Raw genomic sequence first — 21,210 nt, 5'->3', positions numbered from 1 at the left:
GATTGCGTTGGAACAGATAAGCCAAGCGTCCAATGCGGCTTCAATTACCGAAATACCTCTCACGAAGGTGGTTTTCTCATGTCTCAGGTACGTCGGCAGCTCGCCCGCCCGCGCCCCAGCTGGGGTTGGCAGGATGATGCCGCGTGCCGGGGTGAGGACCTCGTGCTCTTCTTCGGCCCTGACGGAGAGCGTCAGCCCGAGCGCGATGTGCGCGAGCGCAAGGCCAAGGCGATCTGCGGCGGTTGCCCCGTCCGCAACGAGTGCCTTGACTACGCTCTGTCCCGTCCGGAGAAGTACGGCACGTGGGGTGGCCTCAACGAGGACGAGCGCGCCTCCGAGCGTCGTCGTCGCATGCGCCGCGCGGCCAGCGCCGGCATCTCCGCCGCCTGACCCCCGGCCTCAGCAGCCGCAGAGCCTCGCGTGATCCCGCAGTTGTCCCGATGATCCGGAGTCTGGCCAGCCAAGCCCAGACTCCGGCGAACCCGGTCGGGGCAACTGCTTGATCAGGCGGACCTCAGCCCCCGCACCGAAAAGCCGCCGTCCGATTTCGGACGGCGGCTTTCGCATGCCCGCTCTCAGCGGGCCTGGCTCTGACTCATCCCCCTAGACGAGCAGGTCGTCGAACTCCCCGTCCTTGGCTCCCAGGACGAACGCGGTGATCTCGTCCTGCGTGTAGACCAGTGCGGGGCCGTCGGGGAAGCGGGAATTACGCATCGCCACCTCGCCGGTCGGCAGGGGCGCCACCTCGACACAGTTGCCGTTGGGATTGCTCCGCGCGCTCTTTCGCCAGACGACGGGCAGGCGACGAGCGGGCGTTCCATTCCGGAACTCAGGCATGAGCGCGACTCCTTGGCCTTACGGATGCACGTGCATCCGTGCTTACGGCCCGAGGATACGGTGACGCGCTGATCGGCATATACGGGTTGACCAAAATTCCCCTATGCCGTGGATCACAGAGTTCGGGGGGATTTACCCGTTGAGCAGGCCCTTCAGGAAGCGCCTGGTCTGGTCCGGCTGCTCCGCCTGGACGCTCAGCCGGTCCATCACGCGGATGTAATGCTCGGTTTCGGCTGTTTTATCCAGATAAATGGCACTGGTGAGCTGCTCCATGTACACCACGTCGGGCAGCTCGCGCTCGGGAAAGCGCAGAATGCTGAACGGCCCGCCCGCCGGCGCGTGCCCACCCCGCTCGAACGGCATGATCTGCACGGTCACGTTGGGCTCGGCCATCATCGCCAGCAGGTGCTCGATCTGCTCCCGCATGACGTCGGGCCCGCCGAGCATCCGCCGCACCACCGCCTCGTCGATGATCGCCCACAGCGTGAGCGGGTCCTCCCACGACAGCCGCCACTGCCGGGTGGTACGCAGCCGGACCCGGCGCTCCATCTCGGGCTCGGGCGCCCTCTCGTGGGCCAGCTCGATCACGGCCCGGGCATAGCGGGGCGTCTGGAGCAGGCCGGGGATGAACTGGTTCTCGTACGTACGGATGATCGAGGCGGCGCCTTCGAGCCCGATGTACACCTCGAACCAGCCGGGCAGCAGGTCGGCGTACTTGTGCCACCAGCCCGGGGCGTTGGCCTGCCTGGCCAGGGCGAGCAGCGGCGCCTGCTCGCCTGGGTCGGTGACGCCGTAGAGCGACAGCAGGTCGGCCACGTCGCGCTCCTTGAAGCTGACCTGACCGAGCTCCAGTCTGCTGATCTTGGCGTGCGAGGCGCGGATGGAGTAGCCGGCGTCCTCGCGGGAGATGCCGCGCTTGGTGCGGAGCCTGCGCAGTTGCGTGCCGAGCATGATCCGGAGCACGGTCGGGCTGCCCGGCGCGTGCGTCAACAGGGATGCACTTCGCACACTTTCGGCGCGTTGTCGGCCCAACGTCATCTCTCCCCTATCATCTGCACGTGCAAATGCGTTTTGCATCCGTAAACTCGGAAAAGTCTTGCATCGTCAAGCAGTGCCCGTAAAGATGGGCTCTTGGATCACCAGACCGCGTTTCGGGGGCCACATGACGACTTTCGACGCCCGGCCGGAGGCCGCCAGCGGCACCCGGCCACCGGGATGGCTTTCGGCCATCCTGGTCGACGGTCGCCCCAGTGATTGTGACGCGCTTTTCACGTTCCAGGATCTCACTGCTTTCGAGCCTGGGTGCGTCGCCGTGGCCAGACGGTTCGTCGGTCAGACGCTCGGCTCGTGGGGAGCCGAGCGGGCCGCGTTCGACACCCAACTGGTGGTCTCCGAGCTGGTCACCAACGCGATGCGCCACGGGGGCGGGGCGATCCAGCTGCGGCTGCTCCGCCACGACGCCGAGTTCGCCTGCGTGGTCGCCGACCACAACCATGCGGCTCCGGTCGCCGCCGTGACCGACGTCTTCGCCGAGTACGGCCGAGGGCTCCGGCTGGTGGACGCGCTGTGCACCGGCTGGGGCTGGCTCACCCCCAGCGGCCCGCGCAAACTCGTCTGGGCCGTGCTGCGGGGCTAGCCCTTGGGCCGGTTCCGGGCCAGCACGTTCAGTACGTCGCCGTCGGTGAGCTGGTCGAACTGCTCGTACCACTGGCCGACCGCCCTGAAGTGGGCGGGCACGCAGAGCACCACCACCTCGTCCGCCTCCTGCCCGATCGCCGCCACGGTGTCGGCGGCGCCGACCGGCACCGCCAGCGTCACCCGCGCGGGCCCGGCGGCGGCGACCGTCCGCAGCGCCGCCCGCGCGGTCGCGCCGGTGGCGAGACCGTCGTCGACCACGATCACCTCGCGGCCCGCCAGGGCGGGCAGCGGCCGCTCACCCCGGTAGACCCTGACCCGCCGGGCCAGCTCCCGCCGCTCGGCCGCCACCACGCGGGCCAGTGCCTCGGGGGTCAGACCGAGCCGGGCCAGCAGGCGCAGGTCGAACACCGGCTCGCCACCCTCGGCTATCGCGCCGACGCCCAGCTCGGGCTGCGGCGGATAGCCGATCTTCCGGGTGACGAGCACGTCGAGCGCGACGCCGAGCCTGCGTGCCACCGGCTCGGCCACCTCCACCCCGCCACGCGGCAGCGCGAGCACCACCGGGTCGCGGATGGCGAGCAGCCGCTCGGCGAGCAGCTCACCGGCCTCCACACGGTCGACGAACACGCGCTCCATACCCTGGTCGTACCCGCTGACCCACGCTTCGCACGACCGCGCGACGCTACGGACGTGGCGACGCTACGGACGGACGACGCTACGGACGGTTGCGGCCCGCGCGGCGCATCTCCTTGTGGATGATCTTCCACTTGCTCTGCAGGTCCTTGCGCAACCGCGCGTCCGTGCGCGCGGCCATCCAGGCGGCCTCCCGCTGGAGCTTGCGCCAGCTCTGCAGCCGCCGCTCGGGCAGCTCCCCGCTCGCCACCGCCTCCTGTACGGCGCAGCCGGGCTCGCTGTCGTGCCCGCAGTCGTCGAACCGGCAGCCGCCGGCCAGCTCCTCGATGTCGGCGAAGACCAGGTCGACGCCCTGACTCATCTCGTAGAGCCCGACCCGGCGGATGCCGGGCGTGTCGATGATGAGCCCGCCGTCGGGCAGCGGGATGAGCTCCCGGTGCACGGTGGTGTGTCGGCCCCGCCCGTCGCCCGCGCGCACCTGCTGGGTCTCCATCACGCCGTCACCCGCCAGGGCGTTGACGAGGGTGGACTTGCCGGCGCCCGACGGGCCCAGCACGACGGCCGTACGGGCGCCCTCCAGGTAGCCGCGCGCCAGCTCGACGCCGTCGCCCAGCAGCGAGGACACCGCGTGCACGTCCACTCCCGGCGCGGCGGTGCGCACGTCGGCGAGCAGCTCGTCCAGGCCCTGCTCGAACAGGTCGGACTTGGTGACCAGGACGACCGGCGTGCCGCCGGACTCCCAAGCCAGCGCCACCAGCCGCTCGATGCGGCCCAGGTCGGCGTAGTCGTTGGAGTGCATGGACGGCTCGGCGACGAAGACGACGTCGACGTTGGCGGCGAGCACCTGGCCCTGGCCGTCGCCCGACAGGCCGCCCCGCGAGTCGCGGCTCACGCCGCCACGGACGAACGCGGTGTGCCGGGGCAGCACCAGGTCGAGCTCGTAGCGGCCCTCGGGCAGCTCGGACAGCGCGGCCCAGTCGCCCACGCACGGCAGTGCGACGGGGTCGTCGGCCGACGCCCGGCGCACCCTGGCGCCGTACTTGACCCGGTGCCTGCCGTCGGCGGCGATGACTTCGGCGGCCCCGCGGTCGACCCGTGAGACGCGGCCGGGGACGGTGCCGTCAGGCAGCTCGGCGGCGCGAGACGCGGTCCAGCCGAGCAGAGAAAGATCGAAAAGCAACGGAATGACACCCTTGGGTTGAGAAGGAACCCGGGTGGTCTAGGCGAGCACCCGGAGGCTGATGGACGGCATGACGAACAGCACAGTCCGCATGGTCCCCACCTCCTCGCTCAATCGCCGGTCGTTGGAGTGACTCTACGCATCCGCCCGCGGAGGACGCAATCGAATTTCCGGTCAATGATCCCCGATCGATTGAACCCGACAGGTATGCCGGCCGTACTTCCTCCCGACGGACTCGAGAAAGGGGAATGATGCGACTGAGCACGTATCCCCCACCCTCGGCCGAGGGAGCAGCCCCCATGGGCAAACCGCGGTTACGCCAGTGGCTGAGACGCGTACGCCCTGACCCCGACGTGATCGTGTCCGAGCTCTATCAGCAGTATCATCGGCCTTTGCTGGCCTTCGTGATCCGGCTGACCGCGGGCGACAGGCAGTGGGCAGAGGACGTCGTACAAGAGACCATGATCCGGGCCTGGCGCAGCGCCGAGCGGCTCGACCCGGAGGCGACCTCGCTCATGCCCTGGCTCGCGACGGTGGCCAGACGTATTGTGATCGATGACCGACGGCGACGGGAGGTCCGGCCCCAGGAGCTGGGCGACGGGCCGCTGGCGACATTGCCCGTGCCCGATGAAATGGAGGGCCTCCTGCATCAGGTGGTCGTGTCCGAAGCGCTCAAGGCGTTGTCACCGGCCCATCGCGAGATCCTCAACGAGACGATCCTGCGCGACCGGTCGGTCAACGACGCCGCCAAGGTGCTCGGCATTCCCGTGGGCACCGTGAAGTCCCGGGTCTACTACGCGGTCCGCGCCCTGCGGGTCGCTCTGGAGGAGAGGGGGGTGACGGCTTGAACTCGCGAGTGGAGCACACCGACGTGGGCGCCTATGCCCTGGGCTTGCTGGACGAAGACGACCGGCTGGCGTTCGAAGCGCACCTCCTCCGCTGCCGGTCCTGCGAGGTGGAGCTGACGGAGCTGTCCGGCGTGGCCCACGCGCTGACCGGGCTCGGGCCCGTGGAGGACGCTCCCCCTCTCCGGGGGCGGCGGCCGCCCGAAGTGATCGACATGCTGCGCCGCAAGCAGGCCGCCGACCGGCGCACCCGCAGAAGCACGTTCGTGATCGGCGTGGCGGCCTCCGTCACCCTGGTGCTGGGCGGCCTCACGATCGGCGCCCAGTTCGGCGGGGAGAGCACGCCGCCGGCCGCGCACACCGCGCAACTCGGGCCCGCCGAGCAGTTCTACGCCATGGGCACGCCGCTGCCCGGCGTCGGCGCCGACGGGGTGAGCGGCGGGCTGGTGCTGGAGTCCAAGGGCTGGGGCACGCACGCGGCGATCCAGCTGTCGGGCGTCAAAGGGCCGCTGGAGTGCGAGCTGGTGGCCGTGGGCAAGAACGGCGAACGCCGCGTCATGATGGGCTGGGCGGTGCCGTCCCCCGGTTACGGTGTCCCGGGCTCCCCCGACCCCCTCTACATGCACGGCGCCGCCGCCCTTCCGGTGGAGAAGATCGACCACTTCGAGGTCCTCACCACGGCGGGCCGCAAGATCCTCACCGTCGAGGTCTGACCTCCACCGCTGGGCAGGGCACCCAGTGATATCGCCGCTGCCTAACCATGATGAGTGTGTGCGGCTTCGAGATCGGACCGGTGTGCGAGGGCCCACAGTCCCAGGGCGCGCACCTGCTCCAGGAAGGAGCGGCCCAGGTCGGTGAGCGCGTAGTCGACACGTGGCGACACGCTCCAATGGGGTGTGCGGCTGATCAGCCCGTCCTCTTCGAGGGCGCGCAGCGTACGGGTGAGCATGCGGCGGCTGAGGCCCTCCACGGATCGGTCCAGCTCGTTGAAGCCGTGCGCGCCGTGCGCCAGGACCGACAGGATCACGACGCTCCACTTGTCTCCCACCCGGCGCAAGACGCTGGTCACGGGGCAGTTCTCGTGATCGGCCACCGTGACGGGGACGGTGATGGCGGCAGTGGACATAGATGTGCCTTCTTTCGGACCTTGTGCCTGCTGGCCAATGATCAGGGTACGCACCTCGACCTAAGGAGGACTTATCGTGATCGTGGTCAGCGGAGCGTCCGGCAAACTCGGACGCCGCACTGTCGAGCACCTTCTCCAGCGGGTGGACGCCGCCCGTGTGGTGGCGTTGTCCCGTACCCCTGAGGCCGTCGCCGACCTCGGCGTGGCCGCCCGTTACGCCGATTTCGACGATGCGGCGAGTCTGCCCAGCGCGTTCGAGGGGGCGGAGCGGCTGCTGATGATCAGCATGGGCTCGCTCAGCGGGGCGCCTCCCGGGCACGTCAACGCCATCGAGGCAGCGGCCAAGGCCGGGGTGGGTCACGTGATCTACACGTCGTTCGCCAGGGCTGGCGAGCCAGGCCAGCCGCAGGCGCTCATCCAGAACCACAAAGAGACCGAGCGACTATTGACCGATTCGGGGCTGACGTTCACGGCGCTGCGGTTCAACCAGTGGCCGGAGATGTGGAACCTCGTCGGCGTGCCCGCCATCGCCGTCGCCACCGGCGTCCTGCCCAGCAACGCGGGTGACGGCCGGGTGGGGCACATCACCCGCGACGACAGCGCCGCCGTGGCCGCGGCCGTACTGGCCGAGGGCGGCTACGAGGGGCAACTCCTCGAGGTCACGGGCCCCGAGGCGGTGACGGACACGGATGTGGCCGACGCGCTCGCCCAGGTCACCGGCCGTCCGGTCCGCTGCGAGCCGGTATCGGACGCCGACCTGGCCGCGACGCTGTCCGCACGCGGACTCCCCGAGATGTACGTCCAGGGATGGACGGGTCTGGGGACGTACAAGCGCGACGGCTGGTTCGACGTGACCACGCACGTGGTCGAACGCCTCACCGGCCGCACACCCACATCGATCGCCGACTACTTCGCAGCCCACCCCGAGGCACTGCGCTGAACGACAGGACCGGCCCCATGATCACATCTGTGACCATGGGGCCGGTCCTTCTTTGATCTACTTGGCCGGCGGTGTCACTTCTGTGCGGCGGGGCGTCGGCGTGCTCGCCGGCTTACAGGCCGGGGGCGGGGAACTGCGCGGTGAGCTCGCTCACCTCGTGGTGGACGCGCGCGATGACGTCCTCGGCGTCGCCCTTGGACAGGGCGGTGACCACCTCGTCCATCCAGGCGCCGATCTGCCGCATCTCGGCCTCCCGCATGCCCCGCGAGGTGACCGACGGCGTGCCGATGCGGATGCCCGACGGGTCGAAGGGCTTGCGGGTGTCGAACGGGACGGTGTTGTAGTTGGTCTCCAAGCCGGCCCGGTCGAGCGCCTTGGCGGCGGGCTTGCCGCCGATGCCCTTGGGCGTGAGGTCGAGCAGGATCAGGTGGTTGTCGGTGCCACCGGAGACCAGGTCGAAGCCGCGCGCGGCGAGCTCCTCCGCCAGCGCCTTGGCGTTGGCGACCACCTGGTGGGCGTAGGCCTTGAACTCGTCGGTCGAGGCCTCGCGCAGCGCCACGGCGATGGCGGCGGTGGTGTGGTTGTGCGGGCCGCCCTGCAGGCCCGGGAAGACGGCCTTGTTGAGCGCGGTGGCGTGCTCGTCGCTGGTGGCCATGAGCATGGCGCCGCGCGGGCCGCGCAGCGTCTTGTGGGTGGTGGTGGAGATGACGTCGGCGTGGCCGACGGGCGAGGGGTGCGCGCCGCCCGCGACGAGGCCGGCGATGTGCGCGATGTCGGCGGCCAGTACGGCGCCCACCTCGCGGGCGATGGCCGCGAAGCCCTCGAAGTCGATGGTGCGCGGGATGGCGGTGCCGCCGCAGAAGATGAGCTTGGGCCGGTGCTCCAGGGCCAGCTCCCTGACCTGGTCGAGGTCGATGCGGCCGGTGTCCTGGCGGACGCCGTAGCGGACCGGGTTGAACCACTTGCCGGTGGCCGAGACCGACCAGCCGTGCGTGAGGTGGCCGCCGAACGGCAGGCCCATGCCCAGCACGGTGTCGCCCGGCTGCAGGAACGCCATGTAGATCGCCAGGTTGGCGGGCGAGCCGGAGTAGGGCTGGACGTTGGCGTGGTTGACGCCGAACAGCGACTTGGCCCGGTCGATGGCCACGGTCTCGATCTGGTCGATGACCTGCTGGCCCTCGTAGTAGCGCTTGCCCGCGTAGCCCTCGGAGTATTTGTTGGTCAGGACCGTGCCGGTGGCCTCCAGCACGGCCTTGGAAACGTAGTTCTCCGAGGCGATCAGCTTGACGGTGTCGGCCTGGCGGCGCTCCTCCGCCTGGATGAGCTCGGCGATCTGCGGGTCGACGCTAGCGAGAGAACTCATGACTCTCCTGTCACATTGACATCTTGCGAAGACCCAGGCGCACGGCCTCCGCTCCTTCCGCTCCCCGGTGGTCGATCCCACCCAATGCGCCAGTCGCGTCATCTTTGACGATATCGGAGGTGGACGGCCCCTCCCGCACGGCGATCGGCCGGGAGCCGCTATCGGGCGCGGCCGACGCCGCCGGACAGGCGGTCCACCTCGGCGTTGAGAAGCGCTCCGATCAGCACGGCCAGCGCGGTGATGTAGAGCCACAGCAGCACCGCGATGGGCGCGGCCAGCGAGCCGTAGACGGAGACGGGCGAGAACCAGGCGGCCAGCACGGCCCGCAGCACGGCGGCGCCGACGATCCACAGGAACAGCGCCAGGATGGCCCCCGGCAGCTCCCGCCACCACGTCGTCCGCACCGGCACGCTCACGTGGTAGAGGACGGTCAGGAAGAGCACCGAGCCGACGATCACCACCGGCCAGTAGAGCAGCTCGATGAGGCCGCCGTACTGTCCCGGCACCGCGCCCTTGAGCAGGGTGGGGCCGATGACCAGGATGGGCATCACGATGATGCCGATGACCAGGCCGACCACGTAGAGGCCGAAGGACATCAGCCGGGTGCGGATGATGCCGCGCTCCTCGCCCAGGCCGTAGGCGACGGAGATGAGGTCGACGTAGACGTACAGGGCGCGCGAGCCCGACCAGAGCGACAGCAGGAAGCCGAGCGAGATGATCGACACCTTGCCCGCGTCGTCCCGCAGCACGTCACTGAGGAGCGGCCGGACCACACTCGTGATCGTGTCCTCGGTGAACAGCAGGCCGGCCCGGTCGATGACCCAGGCCTCGATCTCCCGCACCTGCTGGCCGCCGATCCAGGTGCCGATCTTGGCCAGCACGCCGATCAGCCCCAGCACGAACGGCGGCAGCGACAGCAGCGCGAAGAACGCCGCCTCGCCGGCCAGACCGGTCACCCGGTAGGTCACGCCGGCATTCGTGGTCGCGCGCACGAGCGCCCACGAGGTCGTGCCGTTTACCCAGCTCAACCCGGCACGGGCAGTAGAGGCGAGCCGCCTCTTGGACCGGCTAGGCGCATCCGTGGACGTCATCGCACCCAACGCTTTTTCGCGGTTAGTCGTCAGTTCAGCTTACGTCCCGGACGTCCTGCTCTGGTCGTTGTCGACGATGCGTGCGCCGAGCGGTAGCAGCGACACCGGGATCATCTTGATGTTGGCCACGGCCAGCGGGATGCCGATGATCGAGATGAACAGCGGGATGGACGTGACCACATGCCCGATGGCCAACCAGATCCCGGCGACGAGGAACCAGATGATGTTGCCCAGCAGGGAGAACACCCCGGCGTCGGGGTCGCGCTCCACGGTCCTGCCGAACGGCCACAGCGCGTAGGCGGCGATCCGGAACGAGGCCAGGCCGAACGGGATGGTGACGATGAGGATGCAGCAGATGATCCCGGCCAGGGCGTATCCCACGGCCAGCCAGAAGCCGGCGAAGACGAGCCAGATGATGTTGAGAATGGTGCGCATGCTTACAGCATGTCACCGCAGGGGCCCCCGGCTCATCAGGGATCACCCCGATTGTGGCTCTCGTCCCTTTCCGGGTGGCCCGGCGAAGGCCTGCGCGATCCGCATCCACGCCCGCGCCGTCTCGCCGGTGATCCGCAGGGCGGTGTCGGCGACGTGGATCCGCTGCGTGACGGCGAGGCAGAAGTCGAGCATCGGGCCGCGCACCACGTCCGCGGCGTCCGGCGGGCCCGCCGTCCACTCGCCGCCGCCGGGCAGCGCCAGCTCGGCCCGCACCGGCCGCTCCGGCACCGGCAGCCCGCGTACGGTGAAGGAGTAGGGCAGCGCCATGCACCCGATCCGCGCGACGTGCCGCAGCCGGTCGGTGGGCTCCCTGGTGGCGCCGGTCGCGTCGGCGATGTCCTGGCCGTGCGCCCAGGTCTCCATCAGCCGGGCGGTGACGAAGGAGGCCGCCGACATCTCGATGCCGTACCACGGCAGGCGGCGGCGCGGCTCGATCGGGGCGAGCGTGCCGATGAGGCGTTCGCGTGAGGCGCCGAACCAGGCGCGCAGTTCGGCGGGCGACCTCCCGCGCTCGCGTACGGCCAGGTCGTCCACCGAGGTGCCGGTGTCGAACAGGTCGGCGAGCAGGGCCTGGAAGGCGGCCGGGTCGGCGGCCGCCGTGCACGCGGCGTCGTCGAACCAGGCCAGGTGGCTCACCTGGTCGCGGACGGCCCATCCCTCGGCGGGCGTGAGCTGCTCCCAGTCCGGTGGCCGCAGCCCGTCCAGGAGGGTTTCCAGGCTCGCGGTTTCGGCGCGCAGGTCGTCGAGCAACTCCGCCATGAGATCCACGACCGAAAGCCTAACCCGAGCCTTGTTCTGGGCGGATAATGCAGGTGTGATCTGCGAGAAGTGCAAGGAACGACGGCACGAGCAGTGCCGGGGCGGCTCCTGGTGCGACTGCCAGCACCAGCCCCCGAAGAAGGCCGAGGATTCGCCGCTGGCCTGGCCTCGCCAAGGGTGATCACGTCCAGACTGTGGACCCGGTCTTGGACATAGCGGTTGGCCAGAGTATCTTTCTAAGCATGCCAGCGGACCCCATGCTCGTCGGTCGACGCCACGTCGACCTTCTGCGTGTCCGCAGTGCCATCTGTTGCGACGCCCGTTAACTGCCGATTTTTTACGACTGAGCGCGTCGCATCTCTCCATTTGTCCCCTGCACTCGATGACGAGGCAGGAGGAACGCTGGGCGCGCCCATAACCAGAAGGACGCGCAATGAGCACCCCTGCCAGCCGGCATCACAAGCGCCCGCGCGGCGAAGGCCAGTGGGCTCTCGGTTATCGGGAGCCACTCAACAAGAACGAAGAGCTCAAGAAGAACGACGACGGCCTCAACGTCCGTCAGCGGATCATCGACATCTACTCCAAGCGGGGTTTCGACTCGATCGACCCTGCCGACCTACGCGGCCGGATGCGCTGGTACGGCCTCTACACCCAGCGCAGGCCAGGCATCGACGGCGGCAAGACGGCGATCCTGGAGCCGGAGGAGCTCGACGACCGCTACTTCATGATGCGGGTGCGCATCGACGGCGGGCAGCTCGACCTCCGCCAGCTGCGCACGATCGCCGGCATCTCCAAGGACTACGCCAGGGGCACCGCCGACCTGACCGACCGGCACAACGTGCAGGTGCACTGGGTGGAGATCGAGTCGGTGCCCGACATCTGGGAGCGGCTGGAGGCGGTGGGCCTGTCGACCACCGAGGCGTGCGGTGACGTCCCGCGCACCATCCTCGGCTGCCCGGTGGCCGGGATCGACGTCGAGGAGGTCTTCGACGCCACCAGCGAGATCGACGCCATCAAGCCGTACATCGGCGACCCCGCCTTCTCCAACCTGCCGCGCAAGTACAAGACGGCGCTCAGCGGCTGCTCGGCGCACTGCACCGTGCACGAGATCAACGACATCGCGTTCGTGGGCGTGGTCAACGAGCAGGGCGAGCAGGGCTATGACCTGTGGGTCGGCGGCGGCCTGTCCACCAACCCGATGCTGGCCCAGCGCCTGGGCGTGTTCGTCCGGCGCGACCAGGTGGGCGAGGTCTGGGCCGGCGTGACCGGCATCTTCCGCGACTACGGCTACCGGCGGCTGCGCAGCAGGGCCCGGCTGAAGTTCCTGGTCAACGACTGGGGCGCGGAGAAGTTCCGCCAGGTGCTGGAGACCGAATACCTCGCCGAGCCGCTGCCCGACGGTCCCGCCCCGCAGGCGCCGGACGTCGGCCGCCGCGACCACGTCGGCGTCTTCCCGCAGAAGGACGGCAACTTCTACGTGGGCTTCGCCCCCCGCGTCGGCCGCCTGGACGCCGACAAGCTGTTCGCCATCGCCGACATCGCCGAGCGGCACGGCTCCAGCCGGGTCCGCACCACGCTCGAGCAGAAGATGATCATCCTGGACATCGCGCCCGACCAGGTGGACTCGCTGGTGGCCGAGCTGGAGGCGATCGACCTCCAGGTGCGCCCGTCCACGTTCCGCCGTCAGACGATGGCCTGCACCGGCATCGAATACTGCAAGCTCGCCATGATCGAGACCAAGGGCCTGGCCTCCGACCTCATCGACGAGCTGGAGAAGCGGCTGCCGACGTTCGACCAGCCGCTCACCATCAACGTCAACGGCTGCCCCAACTCCTGCGCCCGCATCCAGACCGCCGACATCGGCCTGAAGGGCCAGCTCATGCTGGACGAGAACGGCCAGCAGGTCGGCGGCTTCCAGATCCACCTGGGCGGCGCGCTCGGCGTCGGCTCCGGCTTCGGCCGGAAGGTGCGCGGCCTCAAGACCACCGCCAAGGCACTGCCTGACTACGTGGAGCGGGTCGTCACCAACTTCGACACCCAGAAGAAAGAGGGCGAGAGCTTCGCCGACTGGGTGCAGCGCGCGGACGATGCGGACCTGAAATGAGCCGGGCCGTCCCCTTCCACTGCCCCTACTGCGGGGACGAGGACCTGGAGCCTTACGAGGAAGCGACCGACGCCCCCAGGTCCCATGGCACCGGGTCCGGCTGGTACTGCCGGTCATGCTCCCGCGCTTTCAAGCTGAAATTTCTCGGAATCGGAGTGAACATATGACGCTCGTCGACATCGAGGCCGGGTTGGGGCAGCAGCGGAGCACGCTCGACCTGCAGGACATCGTCGAGTCCGCCGCGATCTTCCTGGAGGACGCCTCCGCCCGCGAGATCATCCGCTGGGCCGCGGCCACGTTCGGGGACCGGCTCTGCCTGACCTCCTCGATGAGCGATGCCCTGCTCATCGACCTGGTCAGCCGGGTCAAGCCGGGTGTGGACGTGCTGTTCATCGACACCGGCTACCACTTCGCCGAGACGATCGGCACCCGCGACGCGGTCCAGCAGGTCTATGACGTCAACGTGATCAACATCAAGTCGTCGCGCACGGTCCAGGAGCAGGACCGCGACCTCGGTCCCCGCCTGTTCGGCCGCAACCCCGACCTGTGCTGCTACCTGCGCAAGGTGGAGCCGCTCAACCGCGCCCTGGAGCCCTACCTGGCGTGGATCTCCGGCATCCGCCGCGACGAGGCGACCAGCCGTACCGGCACCAAGGTCGTCGAGTGGGACGCCAAGCGGCAGATGGTCAAGGTCAACCCGATCGCCAAGTGGACCCAGGAAGACGTCGACAACTACATGGCCGACAACGGGGTGCTGATCAACCCGTTGCACTACGACAACTACCCGTCGATCGGCTGCGCCCCGTGCACCCGCCAGGTCGCCGAAGGCGAGGACCCGCGCAGCGGCCGCTGGGCCGGGCTGGGGAAGGTCGAATGCGGCATTCACCTGTAACTCCCAGCCGGTGGCCCGTCCCGTTGGCAGACGGGACGGGCCAGAGCGGCGTTCCGCTGGTGGCGGTGGCGCACGGGTCGCGTGATCCGCGCGCCGCCGCGACGGTGGAGGCGCTGCTGGACGAGGTACGGCGGGCGCGGCCGGGGGTTCCGGTGCGCACCGCCTACCTCGACCATTCGACCCCGACGCTCGCACAGGCGCTGCACGGCCTGCGGGAGGCCGTGGTGCTGCCGTTGCTGCTGACGGAGGCGTACCACAGCCGGGTGGACCTGCCCGCGGCGCTCAACGAGGCCAGGGCGCGTGAGCCGCGGCTGCGCGTGCGTTACGGCACGACGCTCGGGCCGCACCCGCTGCTGTCGGCGACGCTGGAGCGGCGCCTGGCCGAGGCGGGCGTGCCGACCGGCGATCCGGACACGGCGGTGGTGCTGGTGTCGGCCGGTTCGAGTGACGCCCGCGCGAACGCGGTCATCGCCCGGATGGCCCGGTCGTGGAGCCCTGGCTGGTGGGCCGTGACGCCCGCCTACGCCTCCGCCGTGGACCCGTCGCCCGAGCGGGCGGTCGCCCACCTCAGGCAGGCGGGCGCGCCGCGCGTGGTGGTCGCCCCCTACCTGCTGGCGCCGGGCTACTTCGCCGACAAGGTACGGCGCACCACCCTGGCAGCCGGCGCGGACGTGGTCGCCGACGTGCTGGGCCCGGCGCCGGAGCTCGCCCAGGTGCTCCTGGAGCGCTACGAAGCGGCCCTGCGGAGCCCTGCCGACGTGGTGGCGTCATAACTGGCCGGTGCCACGACTCAGCGTCGTGACCGGCCGGTGTCGCGGCTCAGTGGCCGTCGGAGCGAGGTCGCGGCCGTCAGGGCGACGGCGGCGCGGTGCGGTGCGGGAGACGGTCAGCGGCCGATGGAGCGGCCGGTGTCGCGCCAGTCGTCGCCGTGCAGCTCCCGCCAGTGCTCGCGCCAGGCAGCCCAGCGTCGCTTGAGCGGCTTGGCGCGGGAGTCGCCGAGCACCTTGACGTCGCCCATCACCGCGTAGGCGCGCACCCTGATCACCGGCGCGCTGGTGCCGGGCGGCGCTTCCTGTACGTCGACGCGCTTGTCGCCCATGATGGCCATGCCGTCGAGGTCGACGTTGACGCCGTCGGGGACGATGATCTTGACGTCGCCCATCACGGAGACGGCCAGGATCTCGACCGTGTCGGTGCGTACCTCTGCCTCGCGCAGGTCCAGCAGCACGTCGCCCATCACGGCCACCGCGCCGAGCTCCTGGTCGATCCGCCAGGTGCCGCGCCGCTTGGTGTCGCCCATGACGCCGACGAACCACCGGCGCTTGCCGCCCTCGGGCCGCGGCGCCGGGGTGCGAACCGGTGCGCCCTCCGGCAGATCCTGGGTGAGCAGGGCCAGCTCGGCGTGGGTGGTGGCGGTGTAGGCCGCCTCGGTGCGGTCGGTCAGCTCGGCGAGCGTCAGCCTGCCTTCGACCGAAGCCTCGCGGAGCTGCTCCACGACGGCTTCCCGCTCAGCGTCGGAGGCTCTAACCTCCCCAGGGTCACTCATACTCGCAACATATCGCGTTTATTCCCGAACAAGGTCCTCCTATGGGAGGAATCACCATCAATCGAACGTATTGAACCCTTATCGACGTTCGCCGCGTATCAGCAGTCAGGGCCCGGCCTGGTCCCGCGGCGCGGCTGGGCCAGGCTAGGGTCCTTTTATGCATGAGGAACAGCTCTACCTTGCGGCGTTGAACGGCGAGTCGGAGAAGGTGAGCGAGCTGCTCGCCCAGGGCGCCGACCCCAACCTCGCCAGCGAGGCAGGCGAGGACACCGGCGACGGCGGCCTGCCGCTGTGCGCGGCCGCCGCCACCGACCGGGTCGAGGTCGCCCAGGCCCTCCTGGCCGCCGGGGCCGAGGTGGACGGCAGGGAGGCCGGCGGCTGGACCGCGCTGCTCTGGGCCGCCTCCAACGGCAACGCCGACACCGCCAGGCTCCTGCTCGAAGCCGGAGCCGACGTCGACGCCGCCAACGAGGGCGGCGACACGCCCCTGACGCTGGCCGCCCGACGCGGCGCGCTCGGCGTCGTACGCGAGCTGCTGGCGGCCGACGCGGACGCGCAGAAGTACGACGGCGACGGCGACACGCCGCTCGACATCGCCGCCGACTGGGTCGGCGTGCACCTGGAGAGCGCGCTGCTCGACCAGGTCGAGCAGGACGGCTGGGAGTACGTCGTCGCCCGCCAGTTCGCCAAGGACGGCACCGAGCTGGTCACCGTGGCGGGCCGCTCCCCCGACGGCGCGCAGACGGAGCAGGTGCAGGCCCAGCGCGGCCACGCGGCGATCACGACCCTGCTGGAGGAGGCCACCGACGTCTTCACGCCGGTCGACCAGCTCGTGGCCCGCGCCCTGGCGCACCGCGACATCGACGAGGACGCCGAGACGTGGTGGGTGGTGGCCGACACGCTGATCAAGCGGTCCGACGACGAGACCTACGAGGCGCTGGCCCGGCTGTGCCTCAGCGAGGACGCCAGGGAGCGCGAGTTCGGGGTGGACGCGATCGCCCAGTTCGGCGTCACCGAGGACGACAAGCCCTATCGTGAGCGCACGCTCCCGCTGCTGCAGAAGATGACCACCACCGAGAGCAACCCGCAGGTGCTGCGCTCGGTGCTGTCCGCGCTCGGCCACCAAGGCGACCCGCGCGCCCTGCCGCAGGTGCTGGACCTCATCGGCCGCGAGGGGCACAAGCGGACGATGACCGACCCGATCGCGCTGGCGGACGTGCTGCCGCCGGACCACGCCGAAGGCCTGGCCCTGCTGATCGCGATGACGCGCGAGGAGGAGGACGAGGTCCGCGACTGGGCCACGGCCGGCCTGGCCGGGCTGGACGCCGACACCCCGGAGATCAGGCAGGCCCTCGCCGAGCGCCTGGACGACAGCGACCTGCGGACGGTCGCCGAGGCCACCCGTGGTCTGGCCTCCCGGGGCGACACCCGCGCCGAGCTCGGCGTCAAGCGGGTCCTGGCCGAGTCCGACGACGAGTACGCCAGAGACCTGGTCACCGAGGACGAGACCCAGCCCGAGGCCTGACGAGGCGGGAGCCGGTCCCCGGCGGCGGCGTCAGGGACCGGAGAGCGCGGGTGCGGTGGCGAGGACGTCGCGCGCCAGGGCGACATCGCCCGCCAGGGTGGCCTCGAAGGTCTCGGCGTCCCCTCGGCCGCCCAGCAGGAAGCAGAAGGCCACCACGTCCGCCGTGATGCGGGCGTCCGGCTCGCCGGCGGCGGCGCCGTCCTCGGCGCCGAGCGCGAGGTGCCAGGCGCCGCCGCCCGGGCCGGTGAGCTCCAGCCCGAGCGTCCGGCCCGACGCGTCGTGCCCCGACAGCAGCATCGTCCACGGCAGGAGCCTGGCGCACATGTCCGCCGTCGGGTGGATGTGCTCGGGGAGCGGCAGCGGCAGGGTGATGCGGGCGACCCGGGCCGCGTCGTCGGTGTGCACCCACGTCTCCAGGGCCCTGGCCAGGATGTGGTCCGACACGGGGGCGTTCAGGCCGTCGAGGGCGGCGGGCTCGGCTGCGGGCAGGTTCGCCAGGTGGCGGCACAGGGCGTCGGCCTGGGCCCGCCAGTCCCTGCGGGTCTGCTCGGGGCTGCGGGCCCGCTCGTAGGACTGCACGTCGGCCGTACGGGCGGCGGAGTCGGCGGTGGTGAGCTCGGGGCCGAGCACGGGCGCGCCGACCGAGGCCGCGAGCAGGCCGTCCTTGGCCGCCAGGTGGGCGACGAGCTCCTGCAGCGTCCAGCCTTCGACGATGACGCGCGACCAGTCGTCCTCGACGGCCGCGGCCAGCAGCGCGTCCATGGCGGCGACCCGGCCCGCGTACGGGCGCGCCCAGTCGGCCGTGGGGGCCGCCGGCCTGCGCCGTGCCCGCGCCCCGGCCAGCAGTTGCGGCCGCAGCGACCGCTTGGGCTCCTCGGGGTCCTCCAGCAGCGCGTCCACGTACAGACGCTCGAGCGGGTCCATCACACCTCTTCCTGTGCCAGCGCGTCGGCCAGCCTGCGCAGCGCGAGCCGGATGCGCGACTTGGCCGTGCCCTCGGGCACGCCTAACTCCTCGCCCACCTGGCGGTAGGTCCTGCCGCCGAAGTAAGCCAGCTCGACGACCTCGCGCAGCCCGCCGGGCAGCGCCTCGACGGCCTGGCGGACCCGGTGGGCCTCGTCGGCGGCGAGCACCGTGTCCTCCAGCCTGTCAGGTTCGCGCTCGAAGAGCCGGGGGCCCAGCACCGAGACCCGCCGGCGCTCCTCCACCCGGACGTGGTCGACGGCGCGGCGGTGCGCGATGGTGGCGAGCCAGGCCCGCAACGTGCCCCGTTCCGGGTCGTAGGCCAGGGGGCGCTCCCAGAAGACCAGGAACACCTCCTGCGTGATGTCCTCGGCGATCACCCGGTCCCTGGTGACCCGCAGGGACAGACCGAAGATCAGCGAGGCGAGCCGATCGTAGATCTCCCCGAGCGCGGCCTCGTCGCCGCCGACCACCCGCTGGTGCAGCAGACGGTCGTCGTACGGCGCCTCCACTGGCACCACACTCCCGTGACACGTACCTGGGCGGCGAGTGTGCCGCGAACCGAGCATGTCATTATTCGCCGGAAAAGGGCAGACGGATGCCGGTGCACGGCTACGTTGCCGAACCGAGATAATGTCAGAAGTCCGCTACCAGAAGGAGAATTCCCATGGCCACGACTCGCACCGCGACCACGCAGTGGAAGGGCGCCCTGCTCGACGGTTCGGGCACGGTTTCGCTCGACAGTTCCGGTGTCGGCACCTTCGAGGTCTCCTGGCCGTCCAGGGCCGAAGCCGCCAATGGCAAGACCTCGCCCGAGGAGCTCATCGCGGCCGCCCACTCCTCGTGCTTCTCCATGGCGCTCTCGCACGGTCTGGCCGGCGCGGGCACCCCGCCCGAGTCGCTGCAGACCAGCGCGGACGTCACGTTCCAGCCGGGTGAGGGCATCACCGGCATCGTGATCACCGTCAAGGGGCAGGTGCCCGGTCTCACCGCCGAGCAGTTCCAGAGCGCCGCGGAAGATGCGAAGGCCAACTGCCCGGTCAGCAAGGCCCTGTCGGGCACGACGATCACGCTGAAGGCCGAACTGCTCTAGTAAGGCCCCGATCGCATGCGACAATCAAGTCACATGCGCGAAGTCTGGCCGGGCGAACCCTATCCACTCGGCGGCACCTGGGACGGCGTTGGCACCAGTTTTTCGGTGTTCTCCGAGGTGGCCGAGCGAGTTGAGCTGTGCCTTTTCCACGATGACGGCTCGGAGGAACGGGTCGATCTTCCTGAGGTGGATGGGTTCGTCTGGCATGGCTACCTGCCCGGCATCATGCCGGGCCAGCGCTACGGCTATCGCGTACACGGTCCGCACAACCCGGCGCTCGGGCAGCGGGCCAACGCCTCCAAGCTGCTCCTCGACCCTTACGCCAAGGCCATCGACGGTGAGCTGACCTGGAACGAGGCGCTGTTCCCCTACCACTTCACCGATCCGTCGCAGCTCAACACCACCGACAGCGCCCCCTACATGCCGAAGAACGTGGTGATCAATCCGTTCTTCGACTGGGGCAACGACCGGTCGCCGCGCACCCCGTACCACGAGAGTGTCATCTACGAGGCGCACGTGCGGGGGCTGACCATGCGTCATCCCGGCGTGCCCGAGGAGTTGCGGGGCACCTACGCGGGGGTGGGGCATCCGGCGATCATCGACCATCTGCTCTCGCTCGGGGTGACGGCGGTCGAGTTGATGCCGGTGCACCACTACATGCCCGAGCACTTCCTGGTGGCGCGGGGGCTGACCAACTACTGGGGCTACAACACGATGGCCTACCTGGCCCCGCACGGCGGCTACTCCGGCGCCGGGACGCGCGGCGAGCAGGTGCCCGAGTTCAAGGCCATGGTGAAGGCGCTGCACGAGGCGGGCATCGAGGTGATCCTCGACGTCGTCTACAACCACACCGCCGAGGGTGACCACATGGGGCCGACGCTCGGCTTCAGGGGCATCGACAACGCCGCCTACTACCGGCTGCACGACAACGACCGGCGCTACTACCTCGACTACACCGGCTGCGGCAACTCGCTCAACGTCCGCTCGCCGCACGCGCTGCAGCTCATCATGGACTCGCTGCGTTACTGGGTGCTGGAGATGCACGTCGACGGGTTCCGCTTCGACCTGGCGTCGGCGCTGGCCCGGGAGTTGCACGATGTCGACCGGCTGAGCGCCTTCTTCGACCTCATCCAGCAGGATCCGGTGATCTCGCAGGTCAAGCTGATCGCGGAGCCGTGGGACGTGGGGCCCGGCGGTTACCAGGTCGGAAATTTCCCGCCTTTGTGGACGGAGTGGAACGGGAAATACCGCGACACCGTACGAGATTTCTGGCGGGGGACGCATTCCGCGCTGCCGGAGTTCGCCTCGCGGCTGACCGGCTCGGCCGACCTCTACGAGACCTCCGGCCGCCGGCCCGTGGCCTCGATCAACTTCGTGACCTGTCACGACGGCTTCACCCTCACCGACCTCGTGTCCTACGACCGCAAGCACAACGAGGCCAACGCCGAGGACAACCGCGACGGCACCAACGACAACCGCTCCTGGAACTGCGGCGCCGAGGGCCCGGTGGAGGATCCGGAGATCGTCCGGCTCCGGCAGCGCCAGCGGCGCAACTTCCTGGCCACGCTCTTCCTGTCGCAGGGCGTCCCGATGCTCTCCCACGGCGACGAGCTCGGCCGCACCCAGCGGGGCAACAACAACGCCTACTGCCAGGACAACGAGATCGCCTGGATCGACTGGTCGCACCTGCACACCGAGTCCGACCTGCTGGCGTTCGTCCGCCTGCTGTCGAAGTTGCGGCGCGAGCACCCGGTCTTCCAGCGCCGCCGTTTCTTCCACGGCCGCCATCCCGACAACGGCAAGCGCGACCTGGTCTGGCTCACCCCCGGCGGCACCGAGATGACCGCGAGCGACTGGCACGTCAGCTACGCCAAGTCGCTGATGGTCTATCTGAACGGCGAGGCGATCACCGAGCCGGGGCCGCGCGGCGAGCGCATCACGGACGACTCGTTCCTGCTGCTGATCAACGCCCACCACGAGGACATGACGTTCACCCTGCCCGGCGGGGCGTTCGGCGGGAGCTGGCTGCCCGTGCTCGACACCAACGACGAGAGCTGCGACAACCTCTACGTCGACGACGCCTGGCAGCCCGGCGACCTGGTCGCCGTCACCTCCCGCTCGCTGCAGGTGCTGCGCCAGCCCCGGGCCCAGTAGGTCGTCGCGGCAACTTGTCGGAGGCG

The 21,210-nt window shown here is 70.0% G+C and carries 24 protein-coding genes and 1 riboswitch; of the genes, 12 read left to right on the top strand and 12 right to left on the bottom strand.

Annotated features, from left to right (window positions below; translation table 11 throughout):
* Positions 1–78 precede the first annotated feature (78 nt).
* Positions 79–390: a WhiB family transcriptional regulator gene (locus tag IEY87_RS38810; protein WP_157245964.1), complete on the top strand. Its 312-nt coding sequence runs from the start codon at positions 79–81 to the stop codon at positions 388–390.
* Positions 391–603: 213 nt separating this feature from the next.
* Here IEY87_RS38810 and IEY87_RS38805 read toward each other — a convergent pair whose 3' ends face one another.
* Together IEY87_RS38805 and IEY87_RS38800 are read right to left on the bottom strand one after the other, a co-directional pair.
* Positions 604–837, bottom strand: a complete 234-nt coding sequence (locus IEY87_RS38805) for a DUF397 domain-containing protein (RefSeq protein ID WP_189143854.1) — start codon at positions 835–837, stop codon at positions 604–606.
* A 132-nt stretch (positions 838–969) separates the two neighbouring features.
* Positions 970–1,869 carry a Sco1979 family transcriptional regulator gene (locus IEY87_RS38800; RefSeq protein ID WP_372462290.1) on the bottom strand — a complete coding sequence of 300 codons (900 nt, stop codon included), beginning with the start codon at positions 1,867–1,869 and terminating at the stop codon, positions 970–972.
* Between the two features lie 130 nt (positions 1,870–1,999).
* Between IEY87_RS38800 and IEY87_RS38795 the strand changes: the two genes are divergently transcribed.
* Complete coding sequence (locus IEY87_RS38795) at positions 2,000–2,473, top strand: ATP-binding protein (protein WP_189143852.1); 474 nt, start codon at positions 2,000–2,002, stop codon at positions 2,471–2,473.
* On the opposite strand, the gene IEY87_RS38790 is transcribed toward IEY87_RS38795, so the two are convergent.
* The gene (locus IEY87_RS38790) at positions 2,470–3,111 is read right to left on the bottom strand and encodes a phosphoribosyltransferase (protein WP_189143851.1); all 642 of its coding nucleotides are present in this window, start codon (positions 3,109–3,111) and stop codon (positions 2,470–2,472) included. The genes IEY87_RS38795 and IEY87_RS38790 overlap by 4 nt on opposite strands.
* Positions 3,112–3,190: 79 nt before the next feature.
* A complete protein-coding gene (gene rsgA / locus IEY87_RS38785; RefSeq protein WP_189143850.1) occupies positions 3,191–4,288 on the bottom strand; it encodes a ribosome small subunit-dependent GTPase A in 1,098 nt (365 codons plus the stop codon).
* A gap of 299 nt (positions 4,289–4,587) precedes the next feature.
* Between rsgA and IEY87_RS38780 the strand changes: the two genes are divergently transcribed.
* Both IEY87_RS38780 and IEY87_RS38775 read left to right on the top strand, forming a co-directional pair.
* Entirely contained in the window at positions 4,588–5,136 is a 549-nt protein-coding gene (locus tag IEY87_RS38780) for a sigma-70 family RNA polymerase sigma factor (RefSeq protein ID WP_263653187.1), read from the top strand.
* A complete protein-coding gene (locus tag IEY87_RS38775) occupies positions 5,133–5,846 on the top strand; it encodes an anti-sigma factor family protein (protein ID WP_189143849.1) in 714 nt (237 codons plus the stop codon). Before IEY87_RS38780 ends, IEY87_RS38775 begins: the two co-directional genes overlap by 4 nt.
* Before the next feature lie 41 nt (positions 5,847–5,887).
* On the opposite strand, the gene IEY87_RS38770 is transcribed toward IEY87_RS38775, so the two are convergent.
* Positions 5,888–6,259, bottom strand: coding sequence for a winged helix-turn-helix transcriptional regulator (locus tag IEY87_RS38770; protein WP_189143848.1), 372 nt, complete (start codon positions 6,257–6,259; stop codon positions 5,888–5,890).
* A gap of 76 nt (positions 6,260–6,335) precedes the next feature.
* Between IEY87_RS38770 and IEY87_RS38765 the strand changes: the two genes are divergently transcribed.
* Positions 6,336–7,199, top strand: a complete 864-nt coding sequence (locus IEY87_RS38765) for an NAD(P)H-binding protein (RefSeq protein WP_189143847.1) — start codon at positions 6,336–6,338, stop codon at positions 7,197–7,199.
* A gap of 112 nt (positions 7,200–7,311) precedes the next feature.
* Here IEY87_RS38765 and glyA read toward each other — a convergent pair whose 3' ends face one another.
* The 4 genes from glyA to IEY87_RS38745 form a co-directional block, all read right to left on the bottom strand.
* The gene (glyA, locus tag IEY87_RS38760) at positions 7,312–8,562 is read right to left on the bottom strand and encodes a serine hydroxymethyltransferase (protein ID WP_189143846.1); all 1,251 of its coding nucleotides are present in this window, start codon (positions 8,560–8,562) and stop codon (positions 7,312–7,314) included.
* Between the two features lie 24 nt (positions 8,563–8,586).
* Positions 8,587–8,669: riboswitch (ZMP/ZTP riboswitch) on the bottom strand.
* Positions 8,670–8,720: 51 nt separating this feature from the next.
* Positions 8,721–9,590 (bottom strand): YihY/virulence factor BrkB family protein, encoded by an 870-nt coding sequence (locus IEY87_RS38755; RefSeq protein ID WP_225278098.1) that lies wholly within the window; start codon positions 9,588–9,590, stop codon positions 8,721–8,723.
* Positions 9,591–9,692: 102 nt separating this feature from the next.
* Positions 9,693–10,088 (bottom strand): YccF domain-containing protein, encoded by a 396-nt coding sequence (locus IEY87_RS38750; RefSeq protein WP_189143844.1) that lies wholly within the window; start codon positions 10,086–10,088, stop codon positions 9,693–9,695.
* A gap of 42 nt (positions 10,089–10,130) precedes the next feature.
* Positions 10,131–10,907: a TIGR03084 family metal-binding protein gene (locus tag IEY87_RS38745; protein ID WP_189143952.1), complete on the bottom strand. Its 777-nt coding sequence runs from the start codon at positions 10,905–10,907 to the stop codon at positions 10,131–10,133.
* Positions 10,908–11,149: 242 nt separating this feature from the next.
* Here IEY87_RS38745 and IEY87_RS47345 point away from each other — a divergent pair, with 242 nt between their 5' ends.
* The 4 genes from IEY87_RS47345 (at position 11,150) to IEY87_RS38730 (ending at position 14,676) form a co-directional block, all read left to right on the top strand.
* Positions 11,150–11,233 carry a putative leader peptide gene (locus IEY87_RS47345; protein ID WP_354532976.1) on the top strand — a complete coding sequence of 28 codons (84 nt, stop codon included), beginning with the start codon at positions 11,150–11,152 and terminating at the stop codon, positions 11,231–11,233.
* Between the two features lie 107 nt (positions 11,234–11,340).
* Positions 11,341–13,011 (top strand): nitrite/sulfite reductase, encoded by a 1,671-nt coding sequence (locus IEY87_RS38740; protein ID WP_189143843.1) that lies wholly within the window; start codon positions 11,341–11,343, stop codon positions 13,009–13,011.
* A 163-nt stretch (positions 13,012–13,174) separates the two neighbouring features.
* Complete coding sequence (locus IEY87_RS38735) at positions 13,175–13,903, top strand: phosphoadenylyl-sulfate reductase (protein WP_189143842.1); 729 nt, start codon at positions 13,175–13,177, stop codon at positions 13,901–13,903.
* Between the two features lie 23 nt (positions 13,904–13,926).
* Positions 13,927–14,676, top strand: coding sequence for a sirohydrochlorin chelatase (locus IEY87_RS38730; protein ID WP_225278095.1), 750 nt, complete (start codon positions 13,927–13,929; stop codon positions 14,674–14,676).
* Between the two features lie 113 nt (positions 14,677–14,789).
* On the opposite strand, the gene IEY87_RS38725 is transcribed toward IEY87_RS38730, so the two are convergent.
* Positions 14,790–15,449, bottom strand: coding sequence for a DUF1707 SHOCT-like domain-containing protein (locus IEY87_RS38725; RefSeq protein WP_189143840.1), 660 nt, complete (start codon positions 15,447–15,449; stop codon positions 14,790–14,792).
* 157 nt (positions 15,450–15,606) lie between these two features.
* On the opposite strand from IEY87_RS38725, the gene IEY87_RS38720 reads away from it, so the two are divergent.
* Positions 15,607–16,974 carry an ankyrin repeat domain-containing protein gene (locus tag IEY87_RS38720; protein ID WP_225278094.1) on the top strand — a complete coding sequence of 456 codons (1,368 nt, stop codon included), beginning with the start codon at positions 15,607–15,609 and terminating at the stop codon, positions 16,972–16,974.
* Positions 16,975–17,004: 30 nt separating this feature from the next.
* On the opposite strand, the gene IEY87_RS38715 is transcribed toward IEY87_RS38720, so the two are convergent.
* On the bottom strand, positions 17,005–17,898 hold the full coding sequence (locus IEY87_RS38715; protein ID WP_189143839.1) for a maleylpyruvate isomerase family mycothiol-dependent enzyme: 894 nt from the start codon (positions 17,896–17,898) through the stop codon (positions 17,005–17,007).
* A complete protein-coding gene (locus IEY87_RS38710; protein WP_225278093.1) occupies positions 17,898–18,455 on the bottom strand; it encodes a sigma-70 family RNA polymerase sigma factor in 558 nt (185 codons plus the stop codon). The genes IEY87_RS38715 and IEY87_RS38710 overlap by 1 nt, the downstream gene beginning before the upstream one ends.
* Before the next feature lie 149 nt (positions 18,456–18,604).
* On the opposite strand from IEY87_RS38710, the gene IEY87_RS38705 reads away from it, so the two are divergent.
* Positions 18,605–19,030, top strand: a complete 426-nt coding sequence (locus tag IEY87_RS38705) for an OsmC family protein (protein ID WP_189143837.1) — start codon at positions 18,605–18,607, stop codon at positions 19,028–19,030.
* A 33-nt stretch (positions 19,031–19,063) separates the two neighbouring features.
* Complete coding sequence (gene glgX / locus IEY87_RS38700) at positions 19,064–21,184, top strand: glycogen debranching protein GlgX (protein ID WP_189143836.1); 2,121 nt, start codon at positions 19,064–19,066, stop codon at positions 21,182–21,184.
* Positions 21,185–21,210 lie beyond the last annotated feature (26 nt).

Source organism: Nonomuraea glycinis (genome assembly GCF_014646515.1).
GTDB lineage: Bacteria > Actinomycetota > Actinomycetes > Streptosporangiales > Streptosporangiaceae > Nonomuraea > Nonomuraea glycinis.
This window is presented reverse-complemented; position numbering and strand designations above follow the sequence as displayed.